The following is a 25,279-nucleotide window of genomic DNA, read 5'->3' as shown; positions in this document are numbered from 1 at the left end:
TTATTGGGCGCTGGGCTTGTTCGCCAGCTGAGAGATAAGCACTCCGTCAAGTGCAACAAGAACCGGGTCGAACGTGGTATTCGACGGGATCTTGCTGACTGCGCGGATGACTGCTGAAACTGAGATATCACCTTCACGAAGGCTATATCCGCCGCCCGGTCCTCTGTGTGAGGTGACCAGCTTGCCGCTGCGCAGCCGCTTAAAAATTTGCTCCAGGTAGGAAACTGAGAGCTTCGATTCTTTACTCAGTGTGGCGAGGGGTACTGGCTTGCCGCAGTAGATTCTTTCCAGAACCGCAACAGCCTGTACAGATGCCATCACTCGTTTCATTCCAAATTCCATAATGGATCCCTTCAGGGCCAGTCAGGCCATTGGTCAAAACTCGATTAAAAATGTAACGCTGGCTGTTGGTCGTCAGCCGGTTTGTACGGGTAACACTGTCCTTTAACGTGCTGCTCTGCGGCAGCTGCTTCACAAACCGCCTCGGTCTTATAAACCCCGAGCATGATGTCTGAGCATTCCCCGGTGAGGGCGCAGACGTTAACGATTAAGGCGAAAAGCGAGTTCATGCGTTGAGCTCTGGATTGCCTTTTTGCGCCATGAAGTAGCAGAACTTGCGGATCAGGACTTCAACAATGTTGAGGCGAATAGCCTGCTGTTTAACGGGATTACGTGCGTAGTCGATCATGGTTATCTCCTGTTTAATTTTGCCTGTCGTATCGCGGCCCTAACTTCAGTGCTATTGTGGTAATTCCCATACTGTAACGAGGGAATTAACTGTGGAAAAAGAAGAGAAGGTCTTGTATTTAACTCGCCTAGCGGTTGATACATATAACTCCTACCGTTCTGCTCAAATCTCATCCGGCCGAAATCTTTCAGACCAACACGATCCTGTTGAAGAGATTGAAAAACTCTATGTAAAATTCGAAGTCTTTCTTAACCAGAAGCTCGCAGAAGACGAATGGAAATAGGGTTATATGCTTTCCAGCCAGACCCATTTCTCCAGAGTGAGCCTTTGCAATGTGCATAAAGCTCACTCTTTCTGATGTCCATGTAATCCACAATTTTTACTCCTATATCAGCCTGTAACGCTGGCAAGCGGAACGGTACTATCTGCTGCGCATTGTTTGTATGTGCTTTGCTGGCGCCCCAGCTGCGGTGGTCAGTCGCTTCTCCGCCTGAAAAACTCGATAAACTCAGCAAATAGCTGGTTCACCGCAAAGCACATTCTCTGGTCATCTCATCCGGTGTTTCATATGCCGCCGGCAGCTACTACGTGGGCGTCCTGCCTAGATGACCTACTTGCTGCTTGGTGTGCTCGAAGTTTCACACGGCGTGAATATCTCGTCAATACAAAAAGTGAATTTTATTTTTCACATAACGTGATGATTTGGATGTAAGGACGAAAAAAAACCAGCCGGATGGCTGGTTATGGATGGTATGAGTTAGTTAGCTATTTGTATCAGACTGGTCATCCATCGGCTTGAATCGTCCGCGAAGGTACTTCTCAACGTATTCATCAATTTCTTTTAGCCTGACCTGGAAGATATCAATCATTTTATCTTGCTCAGTTTCAGGTAATTGTTTGAACAAATTGAGCATTACTCTTTGTTTTTCTGTAAGCCATTTATCTTCATCACCGCGCTCACCGAATAGCAGTTCGCCTGGTGAAGTGCCTAATATTCTGGCTAAAACCATTGCATCGTCAGCGCCAACGTTTCTCAACCCGGATTCGTAATTGGCGAGACGAGACGCAGCTGACCAACCGCATAACTTTGCAGCTTGGGCCTGGCTCAATCCCTTTTGAATGCGCAGCGTTCTAATACGCTCGCCGATCTGTTCTGCAATTGTCTTCATGATTCGATTTTATCACGCATAGTGAATCTTTATCGATTCACGATTATGTTGACATGTAATTCACGATATGTGAATAATGTTCACATCTTACAGGAGAGTCGGATGAACCTAATTTCTCACTATCGCAAAAAAGCAAACATTTCCCAGCTGGCGCTTGCACAACAGATTGGTTGGAACCAACCACGTTTGGCGAACTACGAATCGAATCTGAGAACGCCAAGTCTGGAAGACTCCCGCCGTATCGTAGGCGCGCTGAATGCTCTGGGGGCGCGCTGTTCTTTAGATGAGGTTTTCCCGCCACAAACAAATGGTTAAGGAGTTCAAATGCACGCAATCACTTATGAGCATGATAACCAAAAGGCTATCGCTCCGCTGAAAACAAAAAATCAGTATGAACCACGCCGCAGAGACAACCTACGGCGCCAGGCGATCCTGACAGCCGTTCGTGAATGGGAGCTTACTCTACCCGGCCAGGCGCAGGACGTTGTTACGCAGCTGGTGGCCGAGCAGTGGGCAAAAGAGGGCGGACGTGGGATCACTGTGAATAAACAGAACCTTTATCGCTACCTGAAAAACGAAACCAATTCCAGCAAGTACACGGCTTATGTCATGCAACTCGCGGACGCGATCAGCATGGCAATGCCGATTGAGATCGCCAGAAAACATGGCCTCCGTCAGGGTAAAACCGACATGGAGCTGGTGGCCGAGGCAATAAAAGAGACCGGAGAGCACCACCAGGCAAAGTTGCTAGGCCTGCCGAGCAAGAAGCAAGCGAAGGAGGGTTTTGAAAACCTTCTTGCCAATGCAGCACTGCTACCGGGAGAGCTGGCCGGCGTGGTGATTGCTCACCTGCAGGCTCTGGCTCCGCTATTTACGTAATCGAGTTTTGACCAATGATCAATAAATCATCCACGGCAGGAGAGCGGTAATGGCTGGAGACTGGATCAAGATGCGTGCTGATTTGCACACACACCCCAAAGTCGTCCGCATTGCGTCCGCTTTGGATGCGGACAGATTGCGCGTTGTCGGCGCACTGCATGCGACATGGTGTCTGTTTGATGCCCACTCAGTAGATGGAGAGCTAGAAGGGTACTCCCCAAAAACTCTTAACGACATGATCGGATTTGAAGGTTTCGCGCAGGCTCTTATAACTGTCGGCTGGCTTGAATCGAATGATGTAAGTCTCTGTATGCCAAGATTTTCTGAGCATAACGGGCAGTCCGCGAAGCGGCGTGCGCAGGAGGCAGACAGAAAACGAAATGTCCGCAAGATGTCCGCATCAGATGCAGACAAAAAGCGGACCAGAGAAGAGAAGAGAAGAGAAGATCTAAACCCCTCTCTTAACGAGGGCGTGGAAGAAAAATCGGAAGAGGGACAACCCCCGGTTGAGCCAACTGCAGCCCGATACCTTGAGGGTCTGGATGAGCCGATCGGTAAATTCACCATGACCAGCGCGTGGCTGCCATCCAGAGATTTTCGCCAGCGCGCGGCGATGTGGGGAATAGCTTTGCCTGAGCCTGATTACCTGGCCACTGAGCTCGCTGAGTTCGCATCGTACTGGGAGTCAGAGGGGAAGGTGTTCACCCAGGTTCAGTGGGAGCAAAAACTCGCACGGCACGTTGTGCTGGTGAGATCCAAAAAACAACCGGAAACCGGAGGTAAGGACAATGAAGGAGTTCGGGGAGAGCCTACAGCATCCAGGGCTGTTCAGCAGATTCAGTCAGCCCACGCTGAGTGGAGACGCCGCCATGGACTTGATGTCAACGGAAACGGCATGGCGCCTGTGGCAGGTCATGGGGGAAATATTCTCGAACCGGTGGACGCAGAAGAATGGGGCGGAGCCGTCGGCGCTCTGGATCGCCCAGATAGGTTCGATGACTGAAAAGCAAATCAAGCTGGTCTGCCAGCAGTGCATGGAGCGCTGCGCAGCAGGAAACACATGGCCGCCAGATCTTGCTGAGTTTGTATCGCTCGTTTCAGAGAGCGGCGCTAACCACTTCAACCTGACTTCGGAATGTGTGATGTCGGAATACCGCCGCTGGCGTAACGAGTCCTATCGGTACTCAGGCAGCGATAAATACCCATGGTCGCAACCAGTCCTGTATCACATCTGCGTTGAGATGCGCAGAACGGGCGTGGAGCGCCAGATGACAGAGGGGGAACTTAAAAAACTGGCAGAGAAGCTGTTAACAAAATGGAGCAAGCACGTCAGTAACGGCCTTTCGGTACCACCGATTCGCCGCCAGCTTGCAGCACCGCAGCACCCGGCAGGGCCAACTCCGGCGCAGCTGCTGATGGATGAGTACAAACGCCGTAAGGCGGCAGGTTTAACTAACTGAATCGAGTGATGACCAATGACCAAACTATTAACCCTGAAAGACCAGGTGGCGATCTTTGTTCGCTACCAGCCGAACTGCGACATCAAGGATGTTGCTGAAGCGCTGGATATGGCCAGCACTACCGCCTGCAAACATCTTCGCGCGCTGACGGAAGAAGGCGTCATTATCCGCAACCACAGCGGTACGCAGTACAGCTACACCGCGGCGCCGGGCGCAGATATCCCTGATGAGGTATTGCCGTGCATGGAGCAAAAAAGCGATCCGGTAAAAATCCTCGCCGCTGAAACGAAGGCCAAAGAGCTGGAGAGCAAAGGGCTCTGGCGCCGGGCCGCAACGGTTTATACCGACATGATGGCGATCGCCTGCAGTTCGCTCGAGGTGGCCCGCTTCGCACAGTGCCGTGAAAAGTGCCTGCGTCAGGCCCGGAGATAACGCCATGCCAAGACCAAAAACACACAGCGAGCGCACGCTGATTATCCAGCAGATTATCGGCCTGGTGAACGAGAACGGCCGGATCACAACCGCCGACGTCGTTGCGAAGTTCGACCTGCACAGAACGACTGCTCAGAAATATCTCCGGATCGCTGTTCAGCGCGGCGGTGTTATCCGGCACGGCCGCTGCGGTGTATTCCGCGACCAGCGCACTGTTATCGACTTTGACATGGAACGTTATACGCACCGAGGAGTATTACATGAGTGATTCAATGAGCAACAAAGAGCTGGTGGTCTTCGGTCATCATTTTGCGAAAGCGATGAGCAGCGACACGCCGATCAACAAGCTCTGGACTGGTAATGCAGTGTATAAGGCCATGCTCGCATCATCACCTCAGCAAAAGATTGCTTTCTAGATGCTTGCTTATCGACCTTTGTAGGTAACAATGACCCCCAACTCATCACCTATAGCATTGAGAGAATCGTTAACGGTGGTATAGGAAGTCTTGGGGGTAGTATTTCTCGCCTCTTCCAAAATGCTCGCTATAAGATTTAGATTACGCGATGCTTTAAGTAAATTTTCATGCTGAGGAAGTAAACGTAATTTAGCGAAAGTGCCGTAAAGGGGTACTGCGTTAGATTTTGAAAGCAGTAAGGCCGAAGCATGTTTTATTTCCTTAATCACATCTCTATTGGCACTTATGTTAAGGATCTTGCTTTGCTCACGCAGAAGAATTGCTGAGACCATCCCTAGATGCTCTTTAAAAGAAAGGTAAGGATCCAATACGCCCTTTACCAAAATGTGACCTGTCACAAAGACAGAAACACCAGTAATAATGGTGCTAAATATTACGATGCTCATAGTTCATCAAGTCCCTTAGTAATTTGACCGACATGGTAATCCAAGGAGTGCCTAACAAGCGAGATTAATAATAAACCTTTACAGGACACCTTATCGTAGAGAGCCCTTACAAAAAGCATTGCAGTGATTGACATATAAACCCAATAAAATCAGACCATTACCAGATAACTTTTTCTCACGTTGATTCCACGCCATCAATAAGCCATAATATCTGAGCCGTAGGAGTTGAACGCCCTACGGTGCAGGCGCGTCATATTGGGGACGATATGACGACACACTGTAAGGGGTTAATCCCCAAAATTATTTACTTATCCGTCACCTGTGTCTTTTGTTTAAGTATCGTCATGTTCTTAGCTGCATTTGTTTTCCTTGAGCTAGGCACTGTTGATATGAGTGATACAGTTGTAGGCGCACTTGTAAGTGTGATAGTTGCTCTTAGCAGATTAATGATCGTGATCGTTAAGCTGGTTGGGCAAGGTGCGTTACACGGAAGCTAAAAACCTCCTTCATGGGAGGTTTTTTTTCGCCTGAATTCAGCCCCTACATAAAAACGCTAGCTTTTGCGGCGGTACGAATTGGTTGGCTCACCTACCCGTACTACACCCGATCGATCACTGGAGAATGATCTATTAAATCGATCAGATATTAGCCGCTGTACGACAACGAATTATCAATCTGATATGAAGTGTCATCACCGCAATATACCCTCAAACGCAGACCTGCTCATGGCTTGGGAAGGATGGGGGTTCTTATCAGATATTTACCCGGGAGCTCTCTGCCTCGCACAAGTGTTAAAAATAATGGTTATTTTTTTACAGGGAAGTATCAATGAAAATTCATTAAAATCAATCGTATGAATGATGTTGCGCATGCATGCTTTTCACTTGTATGTCTAAGCTAAATGGATTTGCACTGTTTATATATACAGTGTTTTGTTGTATGGTTCAGATGCTACAGGAAAAAATGAATTTTTCTTCCGGCGAACTTATTAGGAAATTTGCGCCATTTGTTATTTTGGCTATGTGGAGTGGATCTCTCCCCGCCGGGAGGTGGTATTTGTGGATAGCAAAGTGAGGGGGTTTTGTGAGTGATAGCGAGGCGCAGCAAAAGGGTTGGTACGATTTGGTTCGCCGTGACGATGGACTGGTCATGGCATCATATCAATATGGTCCAGAGGACCGCGTACTTTTCTACCGATACGGCGATAAATTTAGCTGCAGGCCGATGGCTTCTGATGAGCTTATCGGCGATTTATCGATGTTCACCCAGATGCTCGTTAAGGCGGGTTACCGCCCCTCATCCCTTTCTGATATAGTCACCTCGTCAGCCTGAACAACTGACAACCTGCTGCGCCACTGGAGAGATACCATGGCGCAAAAACCTACCAAACAAAAACTTAATCTGGTTCATTTCGGAATCAGCGGTTTCTTTTTGCCTGCGCACTCAGGGGTGACGGCATGAAGAAAACCAGCTTTATCCATACCCAGTTAACCACGAAAGAAGTGGACGAACTCGAGGCCCGCTATCGCGCCAATGACGTGCGCACTGTGCGTAGCCTTGATTTCGATCTCATCCACTGGACACTCACCGCTTATCTGCCCGAGGCAAACAGAGTCCCGCGTCAGGATAAGACCTTCCAGCAAAAGCTCTGGAGGGAATCGTGAAGACCTACAACATCATCCCGATGGGCAAGCCAAGAATGACCCGCGCCGATAAGTGGAAGAAACGCCCGGAGGTTCTCCGTTATCGCGCGTTCTGCGATCACGTTCGGCTGCTGGGCGTCGAACTGCCGGAAGCAGGCGCACACATTACATTTATCCTCCCGATGCCCCCGAGCTGGAGCAAGAAGAAGCGCCAGGAGATGGCGGGGAAACCCCACCAGCAGAAACCCGACAAAGATAACCTGGAGAAGGCCCTGATGGATGCCATCTATGCGGATGACGCCCATATCTGGGATTCTCGAGTGACGAAGCGCTGGGGTGAGGTAGGGCAGATCATCATCGGGGAGATCGACTGATGCGCGCATTGCTGAAACCGGTTATCGCCCGGGAGCTGGGCGTTGTGCTGCTGAAACCCGGCAGCGAGCTGATGCCCATGTTCATATCAGGGCGCGTGCTGGTGGAGAGCCAGCCTGCCAGCATGGCCAGCTTTGAGACCGGGCGAGTTCCCGAACTGCGGCAGCCGCTGGCGTCCAACCCGGCGCTGCGTCCGTTCTTCCTCCACGAAAAGGTGATCACCGCTGCTGGTGGGCTGGCTGGCCTAGAATACTGGTTGCTGCGCCACGGCGGCGGCACCTGCCAGTACCAGCACAGCGACTACCACTATCACGAACTGACTACCATGCGGCATGAGCCCGGCGCGATTCTTCTCTGTGGCCACTGCGACAACCAGCTGCGCGAGCAATTCACCGAACGCCTGGCGGAATTGGCGCGTCAGAACGTCATCGACTGGGTGCTGGACACTGCCCGGTCGGCGCTGACGATCGACAAGACTCGCGAGATATCCCTGCCTGAGTTGTGCTGGTGGGCTGTTCGTGTCGGCGTCACTGATGCGCTGCCTGAATCCGTTGCCCGCGATGCATTGCGCCTGCCGGCGGAGAAACAAACGTACAGCGAAAGCGAGATCGTACCGTCGGTACCGGCCACCAGCATCATCGCTGAGAAAGCTCGCGCGCTATCTGCAGCACCTGTAGGCGCACCACCAGCCATTAAGCCAGTCGTGGGCGTGCTGGTGGATCCTGAATCACCGCAGACCCTCATGAAACGGCCAAAGCGGGCCCGATGGGACAAACCCAAATATCTGGCATGGGTTAAGACGCAGCCCTGCGAGTGCTGCGGCAGGCCGTCAGATGATCCACACCATCTAATCGGCTGGGGCCAGGGTGGCATGGGAACGAAGGCGCACGACAGTCTCGTAATCCCCCTGTGCCGTCAGCACCATACCGAACTACATAACGATCCGGTGGAATTCGAGCGTAAGCACGGTACTCAGCCGGAAATGATAATCAGAGTGCTGGACCGGGCCTTTGCGCTCGGTGTTCTGGCTTAAGGAGAACTAATGCGTGATATGTATGAAGTTATGGATCTATGGGGAGCTTGGGCATCTTCAGACAACAGTGGCGTTGACTGGCAACCAATTGCGGCAGGCTTCAAAGGCCTATTGCCCCATGGTAAGAAATTACGTCCTCAATGTGATGACGATGAAGGGATCATGATTGACGGTTGCGTAGCGCGATTACGAAAATATAAACCAGAAGAGTATAGGCTAATTATCGCTCACTTTGTCGTTGGAATTTCGTTGCGAACCATTGCGAAAAAACGGAAATGTTCTGATGGGTCTATTAGGAAAGAATTGCAGAATGCTCTAGGTTTTATCGAAGGTGTAAGGAGCATTATATTATCTGAAATGGGATAAGGGCTTTAGCCCTTATCCCAATACTTGTTTATATGACGGCGCGTCAGCATCATCAAAGCAATGTAGGTTTGGTTGACGGGAATTTGCTGACGCGATTAACAGTTCTCTTCCGACTCTAGCCTTATTAATAGCATAAGACAATTCAATGATATTCATGCCCGATGAAGAATACAGGCTATGTATTAAAGGATGATCATCATACGATAACAACCAATGAGCTTTGCTTCGCATGATTTTTTTAGCAAAGCGAGCATGATCACTATCTGCAAAGCAGAATTTGTTGTATATGTTTTTTCCTTCTTGAACATAAGGTGGATCCGCATAAATGAATTCACCTTCCACTCTTCTATTTAAAGATTTGCAAGCGTCATTTTCAGTAACTTTGATTCTCTTTGCATGTTGAGCTATTAACTCAATACGCTTTATTAGGTTCTCTTTATTAAAGCGGCAGTCAATAGTGTATTTTTCATGTGATTGAACGCGCCCTCCGATCGGACCAGCATGTAACATCCCAGACCGATTTGTTCGGTTCAGAAAAAATGCAGAGAACCCTTTTTCTAGATCGGTATGCAATTCTTGGGAAAAATATATATTCCGCCAATGATGCCAAGCTTCAAGATCTACAGGCTCTGATTCAATCATCGAGATTAATGAACTAGGGTCCTTCACTAAACAGCGCCAAAATGAAGCAATGCATGGGTTTAAATCATTCAGAACTAACTTGTCGATTAGTCCAGAGATCAGTAAAGGCAACGTTCCGCCAGCACCGCCACAAAAAGGCTCTATTAAAGTACAGCCGTCAAGTTTGTTAGATACGATGAATAATGCCATGAATCTTGAAAGCTTAGCCTTACCACCAGGATATCTCATCGGTGAAACATCTTGTGGTATGTGAGGTATGCCCAAACTAGCGCCTACAGTCTTTTTTTTCAATAAATTCAATTTGTTAAAGTCATAAGTAAGCATTAAGAATACCTCAAGCGTTTCATCAGGTTAATTATACATACTACTGAGCTTGATGGCCACTGATAATCTTGGTTAAAAAATAATCCATCAAAGACTGCAACTTAACTTGCACATGAGTAACCTCTTGTAAAGTAAGCGTATGTGCATCACTATGAGTCACTAAGTTGGATATCAGTTTTCCTGAATCCTTGTAGCTATTCAAATCCGAACGAATAAGTTTGTAAGCATTCTTGTCCGGTTCATCCGGGAATATATTTTTTATATTATTTGAAAAATAAATTAATAAAGTGTCTAGATCGAGATAGTTATGTTTTGCTTCTATTTTATAATTCTGATGCTGAGATGATTTTTTTATAATATATGACAAAACGACTTGAATAAGTGTTCTGCTTAAAAGAATTGCACTGTGTTTATGCCTGTTTATATTTAATGTTTTAGATTCGAAGATAAGTTCGTCAATTTTTGCGTGCTGATATGTACAAGGGGTTGTTTTTTTAAGTAATGTAGGATTCTGTTTTCTTTTTTGTACAGGTTTGATTTGAGGCTCTGGTGCTATAAAATGCTGATTTTCTTCATCGGCATCTTTTTCATTTGAATCTTCAACAGTATCTGTATCGGCATCATTTTCGGATAAGTCGAATGTTAAATCATCATCTTCTGTCTCATCTTCATTAAACCCAACATCTGTATAGGTGAATTGATTGATTATTAATTTCAACTCTTCTAAATATTCTTTTATTTTTTTATCGTCTTCTTGTCGAGTTGAAAGTTTTTTTGTGAAGTTTGCGTCCCTTGCAAGTTTTGCAAGAAGATGATTGTAAGCATTTTGGCCGATTTTTCTTACAACAATTTTACCTTCTTTGTTAAGGTTGATATTAGCTATATTGGCTTTGAAATCTAGGCGCTGTATTAATCTGAAGATTGCTTCGGTCTTGATATTGTCAATATCATTTACTAAGATATCTTTTTCTTCTTGCGAGAGAGTTGGAAGTTCTAGTATTTGATCGGTTAATCTAGTGAATAAAATAACGCCTCGTATTCTTGAAGTAGATACGCTATTATTGATTGATGCTCTAAGTGTGTTGATGTTATCAAATTCAGATAATAAATCAATATAGTATGCACCCTGCGTGTATACACTCCATCTCTTTATAGATTCTTTAGTGTGCTTGGACGCTATATAAGTTCTGGCTGCAGAGCGACTACTCAGTTCTACAAGGTTTAATTTTTTAATGGTTTCAATGGCTGCATTATAATTAGGGTGTCGTTCAATCTTTGAAATTAAATTGGAAAATTCCGTGCCTTTAAGGATATTTGGTTTTTTTAATACTTTGCAAGCTGTTAGTCTTCTGTTTCCTTCTACTATTACTCTTTTATTAGGCTGATTTTTATCTGGTATGGCATATAGAATTTCATCAGGATAAAATCCATTGGATAATATTGAGTTTATTAATTCTCGTATGCCATAGCGAGCCATCATCAGAGAGATGATTTCTTTTTCCGTTTGTAGTTTACCTTGTTTTTTATAACCTAAAAGCCTTGGGTTACTCGTATCTAGTTGCAACGTAGATAAGGCTTTTGTAGTCAAATTTATTTTGCCAAACATATCGGTCCTTATAGTTTTACTGGTGTAAAGGCCGATTTTACAAAATCGCTAACGCGTACGCAAAAACTATCGTACTCTGTTAAGAGTGGTTTCTACGACACGGACTTAAAAGATACATAAAACTCGCTACGGCGGGTTGTTATTATTAATAAAAGGTAATTAAAATGTATCTTTTAAGATGCAAGCCGCGTACAGTGCGCGGGTGGTGAATCCCCCTTAGCGGTGGGGCGACTAGGCAAAACGAGTCGGGTTTGTAAAACGCGGTTCTGTGGTCTAGCGCAGGGTCACCGGGAGGCACCCGGCACCACAACCTCAGTATCGTCTATTTCCAAAGCTGTCGATTGGCGGCCTTTTTGTTTTATATGATTCTGGTCTTCATAGTACCGCCGGTCTTTTTCGTTCATACTGAATAAATAAACAGATAAAGTTAGCTTTATTGAAGAAAGACGATTAGGCTGCGCCTGTGGTGAATCCCCCTATGCGGCGGGGCGACTAGACTTGGAGGTGAATGACGCGATTCTGTGGTCTAGCATAGAGTCACCGGGAGGCACCCGGCACTACAGTCCCAGTACTATAGATTTCTAAGGCTGCCGATTGGCGGCCTTTTTGTTTTATATGACTTTAGCCAGCACAGCACTACTGGTCGTTTTGTTCAGACTGAATATATAAACAGATAAAAATAGCTTTATGGCAGGAAGACGACTAGGCTGTGCCTGTGATGAATCCCCCTATGCGGCGGGGCGACTAGACATGGCAGGTGAGTAGCGCGATTCTGTGGTCTGGCGCAGAGTCACCGGGAGGCACCCGGCATCACACTCAACAATGAGCTTCTTTGCACGGTTCTGATATGGGCTTTGCCGTCCACATCACGCATGGATTCCGGTAAACAGATCAGATACTGTCGTCTTGATGAGTTCTATCAGAGCTTGAAGAGGACGGTGAGTATGCAAGAAGGTTTCTACTGGATACAGCATAAGGGCAGGGTGCAGGTCGCTTATTACACTAATGGCGAAACTGAAGACCCTGAAATAGGCAGAATCATTACAGGTATATGGCACCTCACACAGGGCGATGATATTTGTGATGACGGAGAGGCTGAGATTTTAGCAGGACCGTTAACGCCACCACATATTTGAAATAAAGACCGGTGCGCTTTAATATATGCTATAGACTTTTAAGCGGTGAATCCCCCTGTGCGGTGGGGCAATCCAGTTGAATATGTGTGCTTGCGGCTCGTATAACTGGTAACGAGTCACCGGGAGGCACCCGGCATCACAAACGTCCAGCACATAAGTAGATTATTAGTTAACACTTACCTAAAGGCTGCCAATTTGCGGCCTTTTTCTTTTTCAGGCTCCCGGAAACCCCCATCGAGGTCTTGTCGTTAATTCATCCGGAGAGCCTGAACCTTCCCACCTAACACCCGCGAGCCAGCGAGGTGAGAGATATGAAAATGCATAATGACCCCCACTCCTGGACGGAGTTAATCGATCTACTCCACAGTTGGTGGCGTGGTGAAACACCCATTGGCGCTGTACTGCTTTCAGTGGTGATGGCAGTGCTGAGAATTGCCTACGGCGGCGGCGGCTGGAAAAAGATGTTGCTGGAGGGCCTGATGTGCGGCGCCATGACGTTAACGGCTGTATCCGCTCTGGATTACGTAAACCTTCCTCAATCCCTCTCCATTGCAATCGGCGGGGCGCTGGGCTTTGTCGGCGTCGAGCAGGTCCGTTCGGTGGCAAACCGAGTTATTAACGTCCGCTTTGGTGGTGACACCAAGTGAGGAACCCCATGAAACAAGCACAATTTCTGTAGGCAACTTGTTAACCGTCGCGTTTTTTCATTCTCCTGTTTCCGAGGAATTATTATGACCTTAGAGCAACGCATAGAGGCAATAGAAAAAGAGGTAAAAGAATTGAAAATGCAACTCGATAATACTAATAACGCATTGAGTTGCATTGATTCTTCAGTGGCAAGTGACATTGCCAAGCTTAGTCAGGCTATTGCAAAGCCTCAGCAATAGTTAGCCTTCCGTTAGCTATATCTTCCAATTGACCTATGGACAGTTTGCGAATGTCTTCAGGGCTCATATCAATCTTGATGGATCGTCCTTCGCCCTGATTGTCGGTAAGGTGAAGTGTTGGTTTGATATTCGTTGAGACAGTTTCTGGATTAAGAAATGAAATTTGATGAATAACCCACATAGTTTCTCCTTCAGAGGTAATCACTATCCCTCATTCGCATGTGCGCCGATGCTGACACATCGACGAGCTGAAAGAGCAGTTTAACAGAGCCACCTCTAAGCTGACTGATTAACATAAATTTTCCGTCCCGCTTTTGCGGGTTTTTTATGTCTTCGATTTATAGATTGCATAGCATCAAGGGAGCTTAATGCTCGCCGATCCTAATAAGGGGTTAGTAGTGAATCAGAAACAATTTCAGAAGGCGGCTGGACTAAGCGCCGGGTTAGCTGCGCGCTGGTATCCGCATATCGACGCGGCAATGAAAGAGTTCGGTATCAGCGCATTTAACGATCAGGCCATGTTCATCGCGCAGCTGGGTCACGAGTCGGCAGGCTTTACCTCGCTGGTGGAGAACTTCAACTACTCGGTCGACGGCATGAAGAAAACTTTTGGCAAGCGCCTGACGGCGTATCAGTGCGAGATGCTGGGCCGCGTTGATGGTAAGCAGACGGCCCGTCAGTCTCAAATCGCCAACCTGGTATACGGCGGACGCATGGGCAACATCGCTGAGGGCGACGGCTGGAAATATCGTGGCCGTGGCCTGCTGCAGATCACCGGGCGTGATAACTACACCAAATGCGGCACTGCCCTCAAGTTGGATCTGGTCAGTACGCCAGAGTTGCTGGAGCAGGAGCGACACGCTGCCCGGTCGGCGGCCTGGTTCTTCGCGTTACGCGGTTGCCTGCTGTACTCCGGAGATATCGTGCGCGTCACTCAGATCATCAACGGCGGGCAGAATGGGCTGGCTGACCGTAAGGTGCGTTACAGCCGGGCGCAGGGGGCGCTGTCATGAAGCTGCGATATGTGCTGCTGGCGCTGGTGGTCGCCATCTCGGTCACCGGGATAATCGCCTGGCGTTCTGGCTGGAGTGCCCACGCCGACTACATCAACGCCCTGGCCGCCGATAAGCGCGCCAAAGCAGAGAAGGCGATTCAGCCTGTTGAGCAGAAGGCCGCGCAGGCCAACGATGAAGGCCGGATCATCTACCGAACCATAACCCGTGACGTGGTGAAATATGTTCAGTCTCCGGATCGTAAGGTGTGTCAGTTTGACGATGCTGCTGTGCAGCTGCGCCAGCGTGCAATCGACGCTGCCAACTCCATCAGCGGATTTGATGCAGGAGCCATGCAGGGGAAGTAATGCTGGCACCAACAGCGATGACGATCTGCAGGCTGATATTGAAACCGCCCAATGCCTGCGCCAGCTGCGCCTTGACAAATACCGTTGGCAGGCCTGGTACAACGCTATGAAATGAATATCGGGACTCCCAATAGCAAAATACATATGTGGGTTGGCTTGAAAAAATATCTGCATGCAAAAAAGTAGAGCAATATGCTATAGCGGAAGCATATATGACAATATATGTTCCATCCTGCGGTATAAATACAACCATTCCTTTTTTTTGAGTTTTTGTTTTTTTTTAACGTATAGACTCAACCCACCTTCCCTGAATAGTCATTCAGGCTGGTGTATCGGTTAGCATTCAGTCCTTGCTCTCCCGGGTGGCTCCGGAGCATCAAGACTTGAAAGATGAGCGGTACTTATAAAGGCCATGCATTTGCATGGCCTTTTCTAAAAATTAGCGTTTAGCGATGTCAAAAACACGTTTGCCTTAAGACAGACGTATGACGGGATTGAGGCAAATCTATGAAAAAGGTTCTGGTTTTCTTTAATTTAAACCCTGCAGAGGTCGTTGAGACTCTGGAGGGTGTTACTACGATTGCGAGAAATTATCCTGGTGGCGAAGAAATGCATTTGCCAATATCACTTGCAGGTATTCACTCCATTACGGGCGATCAAATTGAAATATATGTCGCTTCTGACAGGGAGCTTTCGCGTGATGAAGTAGTAAATGCAGTGAATAAATTTCTGTAAAGTAGTTGAAACCTGGCTTTAAAAAGAAAGTTTGTGTTGCAAGCGAGCTTTTATGGAAATGAAACAGGTTGGTGAGAATTTTTCCGCTAACATCAAACTATGGTGAATCCCCCTAAGCGGTGGGGCTAATTAACCTGATGACTCTTCTTCACTGGCGCTCATCGTGAAAGTCTGAAGCAGCGAGTCACGGGTGGTTAACCCAATGGCTCACCGGGAGGCACCCGGCACCATATGCCCAAAGCCCTTGTAGTGATACAGGGGCTTTTTATCGACATCAACGTGAGCAGAGCTAACATGGTGAGGTCGCTATGCAAATGATTATGCAAGCGATTTCCTTGTGCATGCAGCGTCTGCAATATTGATGGTCTATAATTTATATACAGTTATGGTTGGGGACTATTAATCAAAAACTGCCACCTTTCTGGAGAATGGAAACGGTAAATAAATTAGAAGAGGTAAAAAAATGAAAATTGAAGATCTGACGCAAAAGGCAGAAGAAGACATTGCTGCTCTGATAGCCAAAAAAATTTCAGAACTACGAAAAAAAACCGGAAAAGAAATTTCTGAAATTCAATTTGTTGCTCGTGAAACGATGACAGGCCTTGAAGGTTACGACGTAAAAATTAAACTACTTTAATCTCACCTTCTAAACACAAGGTCGCAAAAGCGGCCTTTTTTATTGCACATCGCATGCGTATCAATGCAATTAATATTCATTATCGTTTGCGGGTCCTTTCCGGCATATCGGCCTGCTACGGGGCGGCGACCTCGCAGATTCTCGCTATTTATGAAAATTTCCCAGAAGTAATGTCCGGTTCGTTAAGGAACTAATTGATTGAAAATTAATAAAATATGATTTCCTAGAACCGGACATGCGTTTTTTGTTCATTTTACCGGATGAGACCGTCTTTTAGGTGGGAGAGCAGATCAGGAACAGATGAGGTGACTTGTGGCAACTCAGGTGGAGGTGGCGGAACATTTACGCCTGACGGAACGGCAGTTGCGCAGATTGCAAAAACTACCGGGTGCGCCAGTTTCAAAGAAACGCGGTGAACTCGACATAGATGAGTGGCGCTATTTCTATCTTTCTTATCTTCAACGTAACCGCTACTCACGTACGGATGATGGCAGCGATGATGATCATGAAGAGGCGTTGCTGGTTGCCAGAATTGAGCTGACTTCTGAACAGGCGATCGCGCAGCGTTTAAAAAATCAGATAGCTGAGCATAAGGTGATTGATACGGCCTTCTCCATTTTTGCGCTATCTCGCCTGGCCGGGGAGCTGGCATCCGTTCTGGACAGCATTCCGCTTTCGATGCAGAGACGATTCCCTGAATTAAATGATCGCCAGCTGGCTTATCTCAAAGAGCTGGTTGCAAAGGGAGCTAATAAATGCGTTGAGTCTGCGGAGAGGATGCAGGAGTTTGCGGATGAGTATTACAGAAATACAGATGAATAACTTTGTTCATGCGGTAAGGGAAGGGCTCTCTGTTCTGGTCAGACCCCTGCCAATGACTGCCGTTGAATGGGCAGACGATAACTATTACCTCCCGAAAGAGTCTGCTTATCAGGAGGGACGCTGGGAAACCTTACCCTTCCAGCGTGCGATCATGAATGCCATGGGCAACGACTATATCCGTGAAGTGAATGTCGTGAAATCTGCCCGTGTTGGCTATTCAAAGATGCTGCTCGGGGTTTATGCGTATTTCATCCAGCATAAGCAGCGAAACTCTCTTATCTGGTTGCCGACTGACGGCGATGCCGAGAACTTTATGAAGTCGCATGTCGAGCCGACAATCCGTGATATTCCCACCTTGCTGGCGCTGGCTCCCTGGTATGGCAAAAAACACCGGGACAATACCCTCAGTATGAAGCGTTTTTCAAACGGGCGTGGATTCTGGTGTCTGGGGGGGAAGGCCGCAAAAAACTATCGCGAGAAATCCGTCGATGTGGCGGGCTATGACGAGCTGGCCGCCTTCGATGAGGACATAGAGAAAGAAGGCTCTCCAACCTTTCTGGGTGATAAACGAATTGAAGGCTCGGTCTGGCCCAAGTCCATCCGCGGATCCACGCCAAAAGTCAGGGGCACCTGCCAGATTGAGCGTGCCGCGAAAGAGTCGCAGCATTTTTTGCGGTTCCACGTTCCCTGCCCGCATTGCGGGAAAGAGCAGTATCTGAAATTCGGCGATAAAGAGACGCCGTTCGGCTTCAAGTGGACGCCGGGTGAGCCTGCCAGTGTGTTTTACCTTTGCGAGCATAACGCCTGTGTGATTAAGCAGCAGGAGCTCGATTTTGCGCAGGCCCGTTATCTTTGCGGGGAGACGGGGATCTGGACACGGGACGGCTTGTGCTGGTTTTCATCATCCGGTACCGAAATTGATCCACCTGACAGCGTCACTTTTCATATCTGGACTGCCTACAGTCCTTTCACGACCTGGGTGCAAATCGTCAAAGACTGGATTAAGACAAAAGGGGATACCGGCAAGCGCAAGACTTTCGTGAATACCACGCTTGGCGAAACATGGGAGCCGAAAATTGGTGACCGCCCCGATGCAGACGTAATGGCCGAACGTAAGGAGCACTTTGGTGCCGCGGTACCGGAGCGGGTGGCCTACCTGACAGCCGGTATTGACTCCCAGCTTGACCGTTATGAAATGCGGGTCTGGGGCTGGGGGCCCGGCGAAGAAAGCTGGCTTATCGACAGGCAGATCATCATGGGCCGTCATGACGATGAAGCTACTCTGCTTCGGATTGATGAGGCTATCAACCGGACATATACCCGGCAAAATGGGGTGGAAATGTCGGTTTCACGCATCTGCTGGGATATCGGCGGTATCGATCCGACCATCGTTTACAACCGCTCGAAAAAGCATGGCCTGTTCCGCCTGATACCCATTAAAGGGGCATCTGTCTACGGTAAACCCGTTGCCAGCATGCCGCGCAAACGCAACAAAAACGGTGTTTATCTCACGGAAGTGGGCACCGACACGGCTAAAGAGCAAATCTATAACCGTTTCACCCTCGTGCCAGAGGCCGGTGAACCCCTCGCCGGGGCAGTGCATTTCCCTAATAACCCTGAAATCTATGATTTAGCCGAAGCTCAGCAGCTGACAGCTGAGGAGCAGGTCGAAAAGTGGGTAGACGGTAAGAAAAAGATCGTCTGGGACAGCAAAAAGCGACGAAATGAGGCGCTCGACTGCTTTGTCTATGCACTTGCAGCCCTGCGGATCAGCATTTCGCGATGGCAGCTTAATCTCGATTCTCTTCTGGCAAGTCTGCTGGAGGAAGACAGCGGGCGTAAAAATCACAAAACCCTGGCGGATTACGCCCGGGCATTATCCGGAGAAGAATAATGGCGACACAGGCTGATCTGGAGGCAGCACGCACTGCATTACATGACCTCATGATGGGTAAACGGGTGGCAACGGTACAGAAAGATGGTCGAAGGGTGGAATTTACAGCTACCTCAGTCAGCGAGCTGAAAAAATACATTGCTGACCTCGAATCTCAGGTTGGCTCCACTTCACGGCGCCGGGGACCGGCAGGGTTTTATGTATGAAATTACCAGCTTTAGTGGGCCCAGACGGTAAAACATCCCTGCGCGAATATGCCGGGTATCACGGCGGTGACGGCGGATTTGGCGGCCAGTTGCGCTCCTGGAATCCGCCCATCGAAAGTGCTGATGCGGCGCTCCTGCCTCATTTATCACGTGGAAACGCCCGTGCTGACGATCTTGTACGAAATAACGGCTACGCAGCAAACGCCGTACAACTTCACCAGGATCACATCGTTGGGTCATTTTTCAGACTGAGTTACTGCCCGAGCTGGCGTTATCTCGGTATTAAAGAAGAGGAGTGCCGCGCGTTTGCCAGGGAGGTGGAAGCCGCCTGGTATGAGTATGCTGAAGATGACTTTTGCGGGATTGATGCCGAGCGCAAGCGAACGTTTACGATGATGATCCGTGAGGGGGTCGCGACGCACGCATTCAACGGTGAGTTGTTCGTGCAGCCCACCTGGGACAGTGATTCAACGCGGCTTTTCCGCACGCAATTCAAGATGGTCAGTCCGAAGCGCGTCAGCAATCCCAATAACATGGGGGACACCCGGAACTGCCGCGCCGGTGTCAGCATAAACGATGCTGGTGCGGCGCTGGGCTACTACGTAAGCGAGGATGGTTATCCGGGCTGGATGGCGCAGAAATGGACGTATATTCCCCGCGAACTCCATGGGGGCAGACCATCGTTTATCCATGTGTTCGAGCCGCTTGAAGACGGGCAAACGCGCGGTGCCAACGTGTTTTACAGCGTGATGGAGCAGATGAAGATGCTCGACACCCTGCAAAATACGCAACTGCAGAGTGCGATCGTGAAAGCGATGTATGCGGCCACCATTGAAAGCGAACTGGATACGCAGACGGCGATGGACTTTATTCTCGGCTCTGACAGTAAAGACCAGCAAAGCAAAATGACAGGCTGGCTGGGTGAAATGGCATCGTATTACACCGCGGCGCCGGTTCGGCTCGGTGGTGCCAAAGTCCCGCACCTGATGCCTGGTGATTCACTGAATCTGCAGTCAGCACAGGATACGGATAACGGTTATTCAACATTTGAGCAGTCACTGCTGCGCTATATCGCCGCCGGGCTGGGGGTGTCATACGAGCAGCTCTCGCGTAACTATTCCCAGATGAGTTACTCCACCGCACGCGCCAGCGCCAATGAATCCTGGGCGTTCTTTATGGGTCGACGCAAGTTCGTAGCAGCCCGGCAGGCCTGTCAGATGTTTGTCTGCTGGCTGGAAGAGGCGATTGCGCGCCGGGTTGTCACGCTCCCATCCAAAGCCAGGTTCAGCTTCCAGGAAGCGAGAACTTCATGGGGTAACGCAAACTGGATCGGCTCGGGGCGCATGGCTATTGATGGCCTGAAGGAGGTGCAGGAGGCTGTAATGCTGATCGAGGCCGGCCTCAGCACCTATGAGAAGGAGTGCGCCAAACGCGGAGATGACTATCAGGAAATATTTTCTCAGCAGGTACGTGAAACTATGGAGCGCCGGAGCGCGGGTCTTAAACCCCCGGCCTGGGCGGCAGCCGCTTTTGAATCCGGGCTGAAAAAATCAAACGAGGAGGATAAAGATGACGCCAGAACTGCGTAATCTCCCGCATATTGCCAGCATGGCCTTTAATGAGCCGCTGATGCTTGAACCCGCCTATGCGCGGGTTTTCTTTTGCGCGCTGGCAGGCCAGTTGGGGATCACCCGACTGACGGATACGGTGTCTGGCGCAACGCCTGGTGCTGAGCAGATTGCCGAACCGCTGGCGCTCTTTGGTGATGATGAGGAGATGGTGCCCCGGCCGTCGCGTAGTTACCAGATAACGAACGGTATCGCGGTGCTGCCCGTTTCCGGCACGCTGGTCAGTAAAACCCGTTCGCTGCAGCCTTATTCCGGCATGACGGGATACAACGGGATCATTGCCCGCCTGCAGCAGGCCATGAGCGATCCCGGCGTTGACGGCATTCTCCTCGATATGGATACGCCTGGCGGGATGGTGTCCGGTGCATTCGACTGCGCCGACATTATTGCACGGATGCGCGATATCAAGCCCATCTGGGCGCTGGCAAACGATATGAACTGCAGCGCCGGGCAACTTATCGCCAGCGCCGCTTCCCGCCGTCTGGTCACCCAAACCGCGCGTACGGGCTCAATCGGCGTGATGATGGCGCACAGCAACTACGGCGCTGCCCTGAAAACGCAGGGCGTCGAGGTGACCCTGATTTACAGCGGAGATCACAAGGTTGATGGCAACCCTTACGAAAAACTACCGAAAGACGTTCGCGATGATTTTCAGACGCGGATCGACGCCACGCGCCGGATGTTTGCCGAAAAGGTTGCCGCTTATACGGGCATGTCCGTGCAGTCCGTGTTGGATACCGAAGCGGCTGTATTTTCCGGTCAGGAATCGGTGGATGCCGGTCTGGCTGAAGAGCTGGTCAATAACACTGACGCGCTGAACGTGATGCGCGAGTCACTTAACAAACGAAAAACAATCTCCCCTGGAGGAAATATGGAAAAAGTAACCACCGCATCAGCCGCAGCTGCGGATGCTATTCAAGCAACCGCGTCAGCAGAACAGACAAATACTGTCGAATCCGCTGCTGCAGTTGTTGCTTCCCCGGCAGAGGTCAGTGCCCAGGTCGCCGCAGCGGTGAGTGCCGAAAATGGCCGAATCATGGGGATCCTGAACTGCGAAGAGGCGAAAGGACGTGAGTCACAGGCGCGTGCACTGGCCGAAACGCCGGGTATGACGGTCGAAAGCGCACAGCGCATTCTGGCCGCGGCACCGCAAAGTGCCCAGGCGCGTTCCGATACGGCACTGGATCGCCTGATGGAAACAGCACCTGGTGCGTTGTCGTCAGGTAATGCATCTGCAGAAGCAGGTGACGATTTGTTAAACACCCCCGTTTAAGAGGCTCTTATGGCAACGACTGAAGTTTTTACCCATTTACAGCCGCTCGGCAACAGTGACCCGGCACACACTGCATATGCACCTGGCGAACTGACAGCCTCCACGCCGGCCATGACACCACTCATGCTGGATGCCGCCACTGGCAAGTTAACGGTCTGGGACGGCGCTCACGCTGGCGCGGCATGCGGTATTCTTGCCGTAGCGGCAGACCAGAGCAGCGTGGAGCTGGCATTTTATAAATCCGGTTCATTCCGCATTGAAGATGTTCTCTGGCCTTCAGCTGTGACAGATGAGCATATCAAGCGTAATGCGTTTACCGGCACGGCCGTCAGCATCATCTAAACCCTTTATTAACACTCACTTTCATCCATAAAAGCCGCCTGTGCGGCTTTTTTTACGGGAAAAATCTATGTCAATTTATACCACTGCCCAGTTGCTGGCGGTCAATGAGAAGAAATTTAAGTTCGATCCGCTTTTCCTTCGCATTTTTTTCCGCGAAAGCTATCCCTTCAGCACTGAGAAGGTGTACCTGTCGCAAATCCCGGGCCTGGTTAACATGGCGCTCTATGTCTCGCCTGTTATTTCCGGCAAGGTCATCCGCTCCCGCGGCGGTACAACTTCAGAATTCACGCCTGGTTATGTTAAGCCCAAGCACGAAGTAAACCCGCAGATGACCCTGCGACGCCTGCCGGATGAAGATCCACAGAACCTGGCTGATCCGGCCTATCGCCGCCGCCGCATTATTCTGCAGAACATGAAAGATGAAGAGCTGGCGATTGCGCAGGTCGAAGAAATGCAGGCCGTATCCGCCGTTCTTAGCGGTAAATATACCATGACTGGGGAGGCGTTCGAGCCGGTGGAGGTGGATATGCAGCGCAGCGCCAGAAACAACATTGTTCAGGTGGGTGCTGCGGCGTGGTCCAGCCGGGACAAAGAAACCTATGATCCGACCGATGACATCGAGACGTATGCGGTGAATGCCAGTGGCGTGGTCAACATCATCGTGTTCGATCCAAAGGGCTGGTCACTGTTCCGCTCCTTTAAGGCCGTCAAAGACAAGCTGGATACCCGCCGCGGCTCTAACTCCGAGCTGGAAACCGCACTCAAGGATCTCGGTCAGGCGGTTTCCTACAAAGGTATGTACGGCGATGTGGCAATCGTCGTGTATGCCGGTCAGTACGTTGAAGGGGGTGTGCAGAAGAATTACCTGCCAGATAACACTATGGTACTGGGTAACACACAGGCGCGCGGTCTGCGGACCTATGGCTGTATCCAGGATGTGGACGCGCAGCGCGAGGGCATTAACGCCTCTGCACGCTATCCAAAAAACTGGGTGCAGACCGGTGACCCGGCCCGTGAATTCACCATGATCCAGTCCGCGCCGCTGATGCTGCTGGCAGACGCGGACGAGTTTGTGTCCGTCAAACTCGCGTAACTTCCACCCGGTGGCCCTTCGGGGCCAATTTTTCGGAGTAGCTTCCATGACTGAAAAAGAGACACTCATCGCCCGGCTGAAAGAGCTGGGCAAAATGCTGGGCCGTGACGTGAATACCAGCGGCACCATCCAGGAGCTGTCGATGCGTATTGCTGAGCTTGAAGAGGAGCTGGATGGAGATGCCGGTTCGGTTGACGGTGAAAATGGAGAGGAGAATGCTTCCGGCAGCACCGACAGCACCGACAGCACCGACGGTGATATTGCTGATGCGGTGAAAGAAAAAACGAAAGCGACCACAACCGATGACCGGGTAACAGTAGAAACGCTGGCAACCCTGCATATTGACGCGCTGCATGCCACGCGTAACGAACCGGTCTCCATCGTTGAGCCCGGCGTGATCATTCGCGTATCCGAACAGGATGCAGACGAGCTGATCGCAAAGGGGCTGGCCAGAGAAGTCTGAAGGGGACCGCATGGCTGATTTCGATAATCTCTTTGACGAGGCCATGTCGCGAGCGGATGGCGCTATCCGCAGTGTGATGGGCGCAAAGGCAAAGGTGATGTCAGGCGCTTTGTCAGGTGTCACCCTGATGGGCGTTTTCGATGATCCAGAGAATATTGGTTATGCCAGTGTAGGGATTCGGGTTGAAGGTACCAGTCCGACCCTGTTCGTGGAAACCGCCACTGTTCACCAGCTGGAACGCATGGACACCCTGATGATTAACGGGCGGGCTTTCTGGGTTGAGCGAATTGGCCCTGACGATTGTGGATCCTGCCATATCTGGCTGGGTAACGGGAGCCCGCCCGCCGGTACCCGCCGTCGTTAAGGAGGCTGCATGTCCATTAAAGGCCTTGAGCAGGCGATAGAGAATCTCAACAGCATCAGCAAAACGGCTGTCCCGCGTGCGTCGGCACAGGCCGTTAACCGCGTGGCAAACCGGGCCGTCAGCCGCAGCGTGGCAGTCGTGTCGAAAGATACCCGCGTACCGCGAAAACTAGTAAAGCAACGCGCCAGGCTGAGACGTGCGACGGTTAATAAACCCCGCGCGCTTATCCGTGTAAACCGTGGCAATTTACCGGCCATAAAACTCGGTACCGCCAGCGTGCGCCTTTCCCGCAAAAAACGGGATAAGAAAGGGGCCAACAGCGTGCTGCGCATTGGACCGTTCCGTTTCCCGGGCGGATTCATTCAGCAGCTTAAAAATGGTCGCTGGCACGTCATGAGGCGAACAGCAAAGCCCCGTTATCCGATGGAAGTGGTCAGCATTCCTCTGGCAGCCCCTTTAACCACGGCATTTAAAGCTGAGCTGCCGAAGCTCATGGACTCGGATATGCCCAAAGAGCTCCGGGCATCCCTTACAAACCAACTCAGGTTGATTCTGACAAAATGAAACACAGTGATATCCGACAGTTGATTCTTGACGCGCTGGAAAGCGCGATTGGTACTGACGCCATTTATTTTGACGGCAGGCCAGCAGTGCTCGAAGAGGGAGATTTCCCGGCCGTCGCCGTTTATCTCACCGACGCGGAGTACACCGGGGAAGAACTGGATGCCGATGTCTGGCAGGCCACTCTTCATGTTGAAGTCTTTCTTCCTGCCCAGGTGCCTGATTCGGAGCTGGATAAATGGATGGAAGCGCGTGTTTACCCGGTTCTGTCGGAGATCCCGGGGCTTGCATCCCTTATCACCAACATGGTGCAGCAGGGCTATGACTACCAGCGCGATGATGATATCGGACTCTGGAGTTCAGCCGATCTGAAATATTCCATCACCTACGAAATGTGAGGAC

Annotated in this window: 38 protein-coding genes and 1 pseudogene; 31 read left to right on the top strand and 8 right to left on the bottom strand. The window is 50.0% G+C overall.

Annotated features, from left to right (window positions below):
* Genes WFO70_RS08015 through WFO70_RS08005 form a run of 3 tightly spaced genes read right to left on the bottom strand, consistent with a single transcriptional unit; the run spans window position 1 to window position 688 of the window.
* Window positions 1-342 carry an Rrf2 family transcriptional regulator gene (locus WFO70_RS08015; RefSeq protein WP_181247213.1) on the bottom strand — a complete coding sequence of 114 codons (342 nt, stop codon included), beginning with the start codon at window positions 340-342 and terminating at the stop codon, window positions 1-3.
* Between the two features lie 44 nt (window positions 343-386).
* On the bottom strand, window positions 387-569 hold the full coding sequence (locus WFO70_RS08010) for a DUF1482 family protein (protein ID WP_166182175.1): 183 nt from the start codon (window positions 567-569) through the stop codon (window positions 387-389).
* Entirely contained in the window at window positions 566-688 is a 123-nt protein-coding gene (locus tag WFO70_RS08005; RefSeq protein WP_255474660.1) for a hypothetical protein, read from the bottom strand. Before WFO70_RS08005 ends, WFO70_RS08010 begins: the two co-directional genes overlap by 4 nt.
* A 91-nt stretch (window positions 689-779) precedes the next feature.
* Here WFO70_RS08005 and WFO70_RS08000 point away from each other — a divergent pair, with 91 nt between their 5' ends.
* The gene (locus WFO70_RS08000; protein ID WP_146145500.1) at window positions 780-971 is read left to right on the top strand and encodes a hypothetical protein; all 192 of its coding nucleotides are present in this window, start codon (window positions 780-782) and stop codon (window positions 969-971) included.
* A gap of 478 nt (window positions 972-1,449) precedes the next feature.
* Here WFO70_RS08000 and WFO70_RS07995 read toward each other — a convergent pair whose 3' ends face one another.
* Window positions 1,450-1,857 (bottom strand): helix-turn-helix domain-containing protein, encoded by a 408-nt coding sequence (locus tag WFO70_RS07995; protein ID WP_032651369.1) that lies wholly within the window; start codon window positions 1,855-1,857, stop codon window positions 1,450-1,452.
* 102 nt (window positions 1,858-1,959) lie between these two features.
* Here WFO70_RS07995 and WFO70_RS07990 point away from each other — a divergent pair, with 102 nt between their 5' ends.
* The 7 genes and pseudogenes from WFO70_RS07990 to WFO70_RS07960 all read left to right on the top strand — a co-directional run bounded on the left by WFO70_RS07990 (window position 1,960) and on the right by WFO70_RS07960 (window position 5,044).
* Window positions 1,960-2,172: a helix-turn-helix transcriptional regulator gene (locus tag WFO70_RS07990; RefSeq protein ID WP_337015537.1), complete on the top strand. Its 213-nt coding sequence runs from the start codon at window positions 1,960-1,962 to the stop codon at window positions 2,170-2,172.
* Window positions 2,173-2,181: 9 nt separating this feature from the next.
* The gene (locus WFO70_RS07985; RefSeq protein ID WP_337015536.1) at window positions 2,182-2,736 is read left to right on the top strand and encodes a toxin YdaT family protein; all 555 of its coding nucleotides are present in this window, start codon (window positions 2,182-2,184) and stop codon (window positions 2,734-2,736) included.
* A gap of 49 nt (window positions 2,737-2,785) precedes the next feature.
* Entirely contained in the window at window positions 2,786-3,739 is a 954-nt protein-coding gene (locus WFO70_RS07980) for a DnaT-like ssDNA-binding domain-containing protein (RefSeq protein ID WP_337015535.1), read from the top strand.
* Window positions 3,651-4,196, top strand: coding sequence for a replication protein P (locus WFO70_RS07975; protein ID WP_337015534.1), 546 nt, complete (start codon window positions 3,651-3,653; stop codon window positions 4,194-4,196). Before WFO70_RS07980 ends, WFO70_RS07975 begins: the two co-directional genes overlap by 89 nt.
* 15 nt (window positions 4,197-4,211) lie before the next feature.
* A complete protein-coding gene (locus WFO70_RS07970; RefSeq protein WP_337015533.1) occupies window positions 4,212-4,628 on the top strand; it encodes a PerC family transcriptional regulator in 417 nt (138 codons plus the stop codon).
* A gap of 4 nt (window positions 4,629-4,632) precedes the next feature.
* Window positions 4,633-4,872: pseudogene (locus WFO70_RS07965) on the top strand (DUF977 family protein); the annotation flags it as partial.
* 16 nt (window positions 4,873-4,888) lie between these two features.
* Window positions 4,889-5,044, top strand: coding sequence for a hypothetical protein (locus WFO70_RS07960; RefSeq protein WP_337015532.1), 156 nt, complete (start codon window positions 4,889-4,891; stop codon window positions 5,042-5,044).
* 8 nt (window positions 5,045-5,052) lie between these two features.
* On the opposite strand, the gene WFO70_RS07955 is transcribed toward WFO70_RS07960, so the two are convergent.
* Entirely contained in the window at window positions 5,053-5,490 is a 438-nt protein-coding gene (locus WFO70_RS07955) for a hypothetical protein (RefSeq protein ID WP_337015531.1), read from the bottom strand.
* Between the two features lie 1,083 nt (window positions 5,491-6,573).
* On the opposite strand from WFO70_RS07955, the gene WFO70_RS07950 reads away from it, so the two are divergent.
* From WFO70_RS07950 to WFO70_RS07930, 5 genes are all read left to right on the top strand, one after another.
* Entirely contained in the window at window positions 6,574-6,822 is a 249-nt protein-coding gene (locus WFO70_RS07950; RefSeq protein ID WP_220425251.1) for a hypothetical protein, read from the top strand.
* Between the two features lie 125 nt (window positions 6,823-6,947).
* On the top strand, window positions 6,948-7,154 hold the full coding sequence (locus tag WFO70_RS07945; RefSeq protein ID WP_337015529.1) for a hypothetical protein: 207 nt from the start codon (window positions 6,948-6,950) through the stop codon (window positions 7,152-7,154).
* A 20-nt stretch (window positions 7,155-7,174) separates the two neighbouring features.
* Window positions 7,175-7,507, top strand: a complete 333-nt coding sequence (locus WFO70_RS07940) for a RusA family crossover junction endodeoxyribonuclease (protein WP_059360644.1) — start codon at window positions 7,175-7,177, stop codon at window positions 7,505-7,507.
* Window positions 7,507-8,538, top strand: coding sequence for a DUF968 domain-containing protein (locus WFO70_RS07935; RefSeq protein ID WP_337015528.1), 1,032 nt, complete (start codon window positions 7,507-7,509; stop codon window positions 8,536-8,538). The genes WFO70_RS07940 and WFO70_RS07935 overlap by 1 nt, the downstream gene beginning before the upstream one ends.
* Window positions 8,539-8,547: 9 nt before the next feature.
* Complete coding sequence (locus tag WFO70_RS07930; protein WP_337015527.1) at window positions 8,548-8,904, top strand: antiterminator Q family protein; 357 nt, start codon at window positions 8,548-8,550, stop codon at window positions 8,902-8,904.
* 12 nt (window positions 8,905-8,916) lie between these two features.
* On the opposite strand, the gene WFO70_RS07925 is transcribed toward WFO70_RS07930, so the two are convergent.
* Together WFO70_RS07925 and WFO70_RS07920 are read right to left on the bottom strand one after the other, a co-directional pair.
* Window positions 8,917-9,870 (bottom strand): DNA adenine methylase, encoded by a 954-nt coding sequence (locus tag WFO70_RS07925; protein ID WP_337015526.1) that lies wholly within the window; start codon window positions 9,868-9,870, stop codon window positions 8,917-8,919.
* Between the two features lie 40 nt (window positions 9,871-9,910).
* The gene (locus WFO70_RS07920; RefSeq protein WP_337015525.1) at window positions 9,911-11,476 is read right to left on the bottom strand and encodes a hypothetical protein; all 1,566 of its coding nucleotides are present in this window, start codon (window positions 11,474-11,476) and stop codon (window positions 9,911-9,913) included.
* Window positions 11,477-12,420: 944 nt separating this feature from the next.
* Between WFO70_RS07920 and WFO70_RS07915 the strand changes: the two genes are divergently transcribed.
* The 3 genes from WFO70_RS07915 to WFO70_RS07905 all read left to right on the top strand — a co-directional run bounded on the left by WFO70_RS07915 (window position 12,421) and on the right by WFO70_RS07905 (window position 13,499).
* The gene (locus WFO70_RS07915; RefSeq protein WP_337015524.1) at window positions 12,421-12,612 is read left to right on the top strand and encodes a hypothetical protein; all 192 of its coding nucleotides are present in this window, start codon (window positions 12,421-12,423) and stop codon (window positions 12,610-12,612) included.
* Between the two features lie 311 nt (window positions 12,613-12,923).
* Window positions 12,924-13,259 carry a phage holin, lambda family gene (locus WFO70_RS07910; RefSeq protein WP_032651393.1) on the top strand — a complete coding sequence of 112 codons (336 nt, stop codon included), beginning with the start codon at window positions 12,924-12,926 and terminating at the stop codon, window positions 13,257-13,259.
* Between the two features lie 84 nt (window positions 13,260-13,343).
* Window positions 13,344-13,499 (top strand): hypothetical protein, encoded by a 156-nt coding sequence (locus WFO70_RS07905; protein WP_171029916.1) that lies wholly within the window; start codon window positions 13,344-13,346, stop codon window positions 13,497-13,499.
* Here WFO70_RS07905 and WFO70_RS07900 read toward each other — a convergent pair.
* Window positions 13,477-13,680, bottom strand: coding sequence for a hypothetical protein (locus tag WFO70_RS07900; RefSeq protein WP_337015523.1), 204 nt, complete (start codon window positions 13,678-13,680; stop codon window positions 13,477-13,479). The two genes, WFO70_RS07905 and WFO70_RS07900, sit on opposite strands and share 23 nt — an antisense overlap.
* Before the next feature lie 217 nt (window positions 13,681-13,897).
* Here WFO70_RS07900 and WFO70_RS07895 point away from each other — a divergent pair, with 217 nt between their 5' ends.
* From WFO70_RS07895 to WFO70_RS07825, 15 genes are all read left to right on the top strand, one after another.
* Window positions 13,898-14,512 carry a glycoside hydrolase family 19 protein gene (locus tag WFO70_RS07895; RefSeq protein ID WP_337015522.1) on the top strand — a complete coding sequence of 205 codons (615 nt, stop codon included), beginning with the start codon at window positions 13,898-13,900 and terminating at the stop codon, window positions 14,510-14,512.
* The gene (locus WFO70_RS07890; protein ID WP_337015521.1) at window positions 14,509-14,859 is read left to right on the top strand and encodes a hypothetical protein; all 351 of its coding nucleotides are present in this window, start codon (window positions 14,509-14,511) and stop codon (window positions 14,857-14,859) included. The genes WFO70_RS07895 and WFO70_RS07890 overlap by 4 nt, the downstream gene beginning before the upstream one ends.
* 507 nt (window positions 14,860-15,366) lie before the next feature.
* A complete protein-coding gene (locus WFO70_RS07885; protein WP_337015519.1) occupies window positions 15,367-15,594 on the top strand; it encodes a hypothetical protein in 228 nt (75 codons plus the stop codon).
* Window positions 15,595-16,057: 463 nt separating this feature from the next.
* On the top strand, window positions 16,058-16,231 hold the full coding sequence (locus tag WFO70_RS07880; RefSeq protein WP_138368719.1) for a GnsA/GnsB family addiction module toxin: 174 nt from the start codon (window positions 16,058-16,060) through the stop codon (window positions 16,229-16,231).
* A gap of 312 nt (window positions 16,232-16,543) precedes the next feature.
* Window positions 16,544-17,053 (top strand): terminase small subunit, encoded by a 510-nt coding sequence (locus tag WFO70_RS07875; protein WP_166182180.1) that lies wholly within the window; start codon window positions 16,544-16,546, stop codon window positions 17,051-17,053.
* On the top strand, window positions 17,025-18,947 hold the full coding sequence (locus WFO70_RS07870; protein WP_337015518.1) for a phage terminase large subunit family protein: 1,923 nt from the start codon (window positions 17,025-17,027) through the stop codon (window positions 18,945-18,947). Before WFO70_RS07875 ends, WFO70_RS07870 begins: the two co-directional genes overlap by 29 nt.
* Window positions 18,947-19,153: a phage head-tail joining protein gene (locus WFO70_RS07865; protein ID WP_166182182.1), complete on the top strand. Its 207-nt coding sequence runs from the start codon at window positions 18,947-18,949 to the stop codon at window positions 19,151-19,153. The genes WFO70_RS07870 and WFO70_RS07865 overlap by 1 nt, the downstream gene beginning before the upstream one ends.
* The gene (locus WFO70_RS07860) at window positions 19,150-20,742 is read left to right on the top strand and encodes a phage portal protein (RefSeq protein WP_337015516.1); all 1,593 of its coding nucleotides are present in this window, start codon (window positions 19,150-19,152) and stop codon (window positions 20,740-20,742) included. Before WFO70_RS07865 ends, WFO70_RS07860 begins: the two co-directional genes overlap by 4 nt.
* Window positions 20,723-22,054 carry a S49 family peptidase gene (locus WFO70_RS07855; protein ID WP_320457046.1) on the top strand — a complete coding sequence of 444 codons (1,332 nt, stop codon included), beginning with the start codon at window positions 20,723-20,725 and terminating at the stop codon, window positions 22,052-22,054. Before WFO70_RS07860 ends, WFO70_RS07855 begins: the two co-directional genes overlap by 20 nt.
* Window positions 22,055-22,063: 9 nt before the next feature.
* The gene (locus tag WFO70_RS07850) at window positions 22,064-22,396 is read left to right on the top strand and encodes a head decoration protein (protein WP_262673243.1); all 333 of its coding nucleotides are present in this window, start codon (window positions 22,064-22,066) and stop codon (window positions 22,394-22,396) included.
* A gap of 67 nt (window positions 22,397-22,463) precedes the next feature.
* Window positions 22,464-23,489, top strand: coding sequence for a major capsid protein (locus WFO70_RS07845; protein ID WP_320457045.1), 1,026 nt, complete (start codon window positions 22,464-22,466; stop codon window positions 23,487-23,489).
* 46 nt (window positions 23,490-23,535) lie between these two features.
* On the top strand, window positions 23,536-23,952 hold the full coding sequence (gpFI, locus tag WFO70_RS07840) for a DNA-packaging protein FI (protein ID WP_337015515.1): 417 nt from the start codon (window positions 23,536-23,538) through the stop codon (window positions 23,950-23,952).
* A 10-nt stretch (window positions 23,953-23,962) separates the two neighbouring features.
* The gene (locus tag WFO70_RS07835) at window positions 23,963-24,316 is read left to right on the top strand and encodes a head-tail joining protein (RefSeq protein ID WP_320457043.1); all 354 of its coding nucleotides are present in this window, start codon (window positions 23,963-23,965) and stop codon (window positions 24,314-24,316) included.
* Between the two features lie 9 nt (window positions 24,317-24,325).
* Complete coding sequence (locus WFO70_RS07830) at window positions 24,326-24,880, top strand: phage tail protein (protein WP_337015514.1); 555 nt, start codon at window positions 24,326-24,328, stop codon at window positions 24,878-24,880.
* Window positions 24,877-25,275, top strand: a complete 399-nt coding sequence (locus tag WFO70_RS07825; RefSeq protein ID WP_320457041.1) for a phage minor tail U family protein — start codon at window positions 24,877-24,879, stop codon at window positions 25,273-25,275. Before WFO70_RS07830 ends, WFO70_RS07825 begins: the two co-directional genes overlap by 4 nt.
* Window positions 25,276-25,279 lie beyond the last annotated feature (4 nt).

The organism is Leclercia sp. AS011, assembly GCF_037152535.1.
Lineage (GTDB): Bacteria > Pseudomonadota > Gammaproteobacteria > Enterobacterales > Enterobacteriaceae > Enterobacter.
The sequence above is the reverse complement of the archived record's forward strand: the minus strand, read 5'-3'. Positions and strand labels throughout refer to the sequence as shown.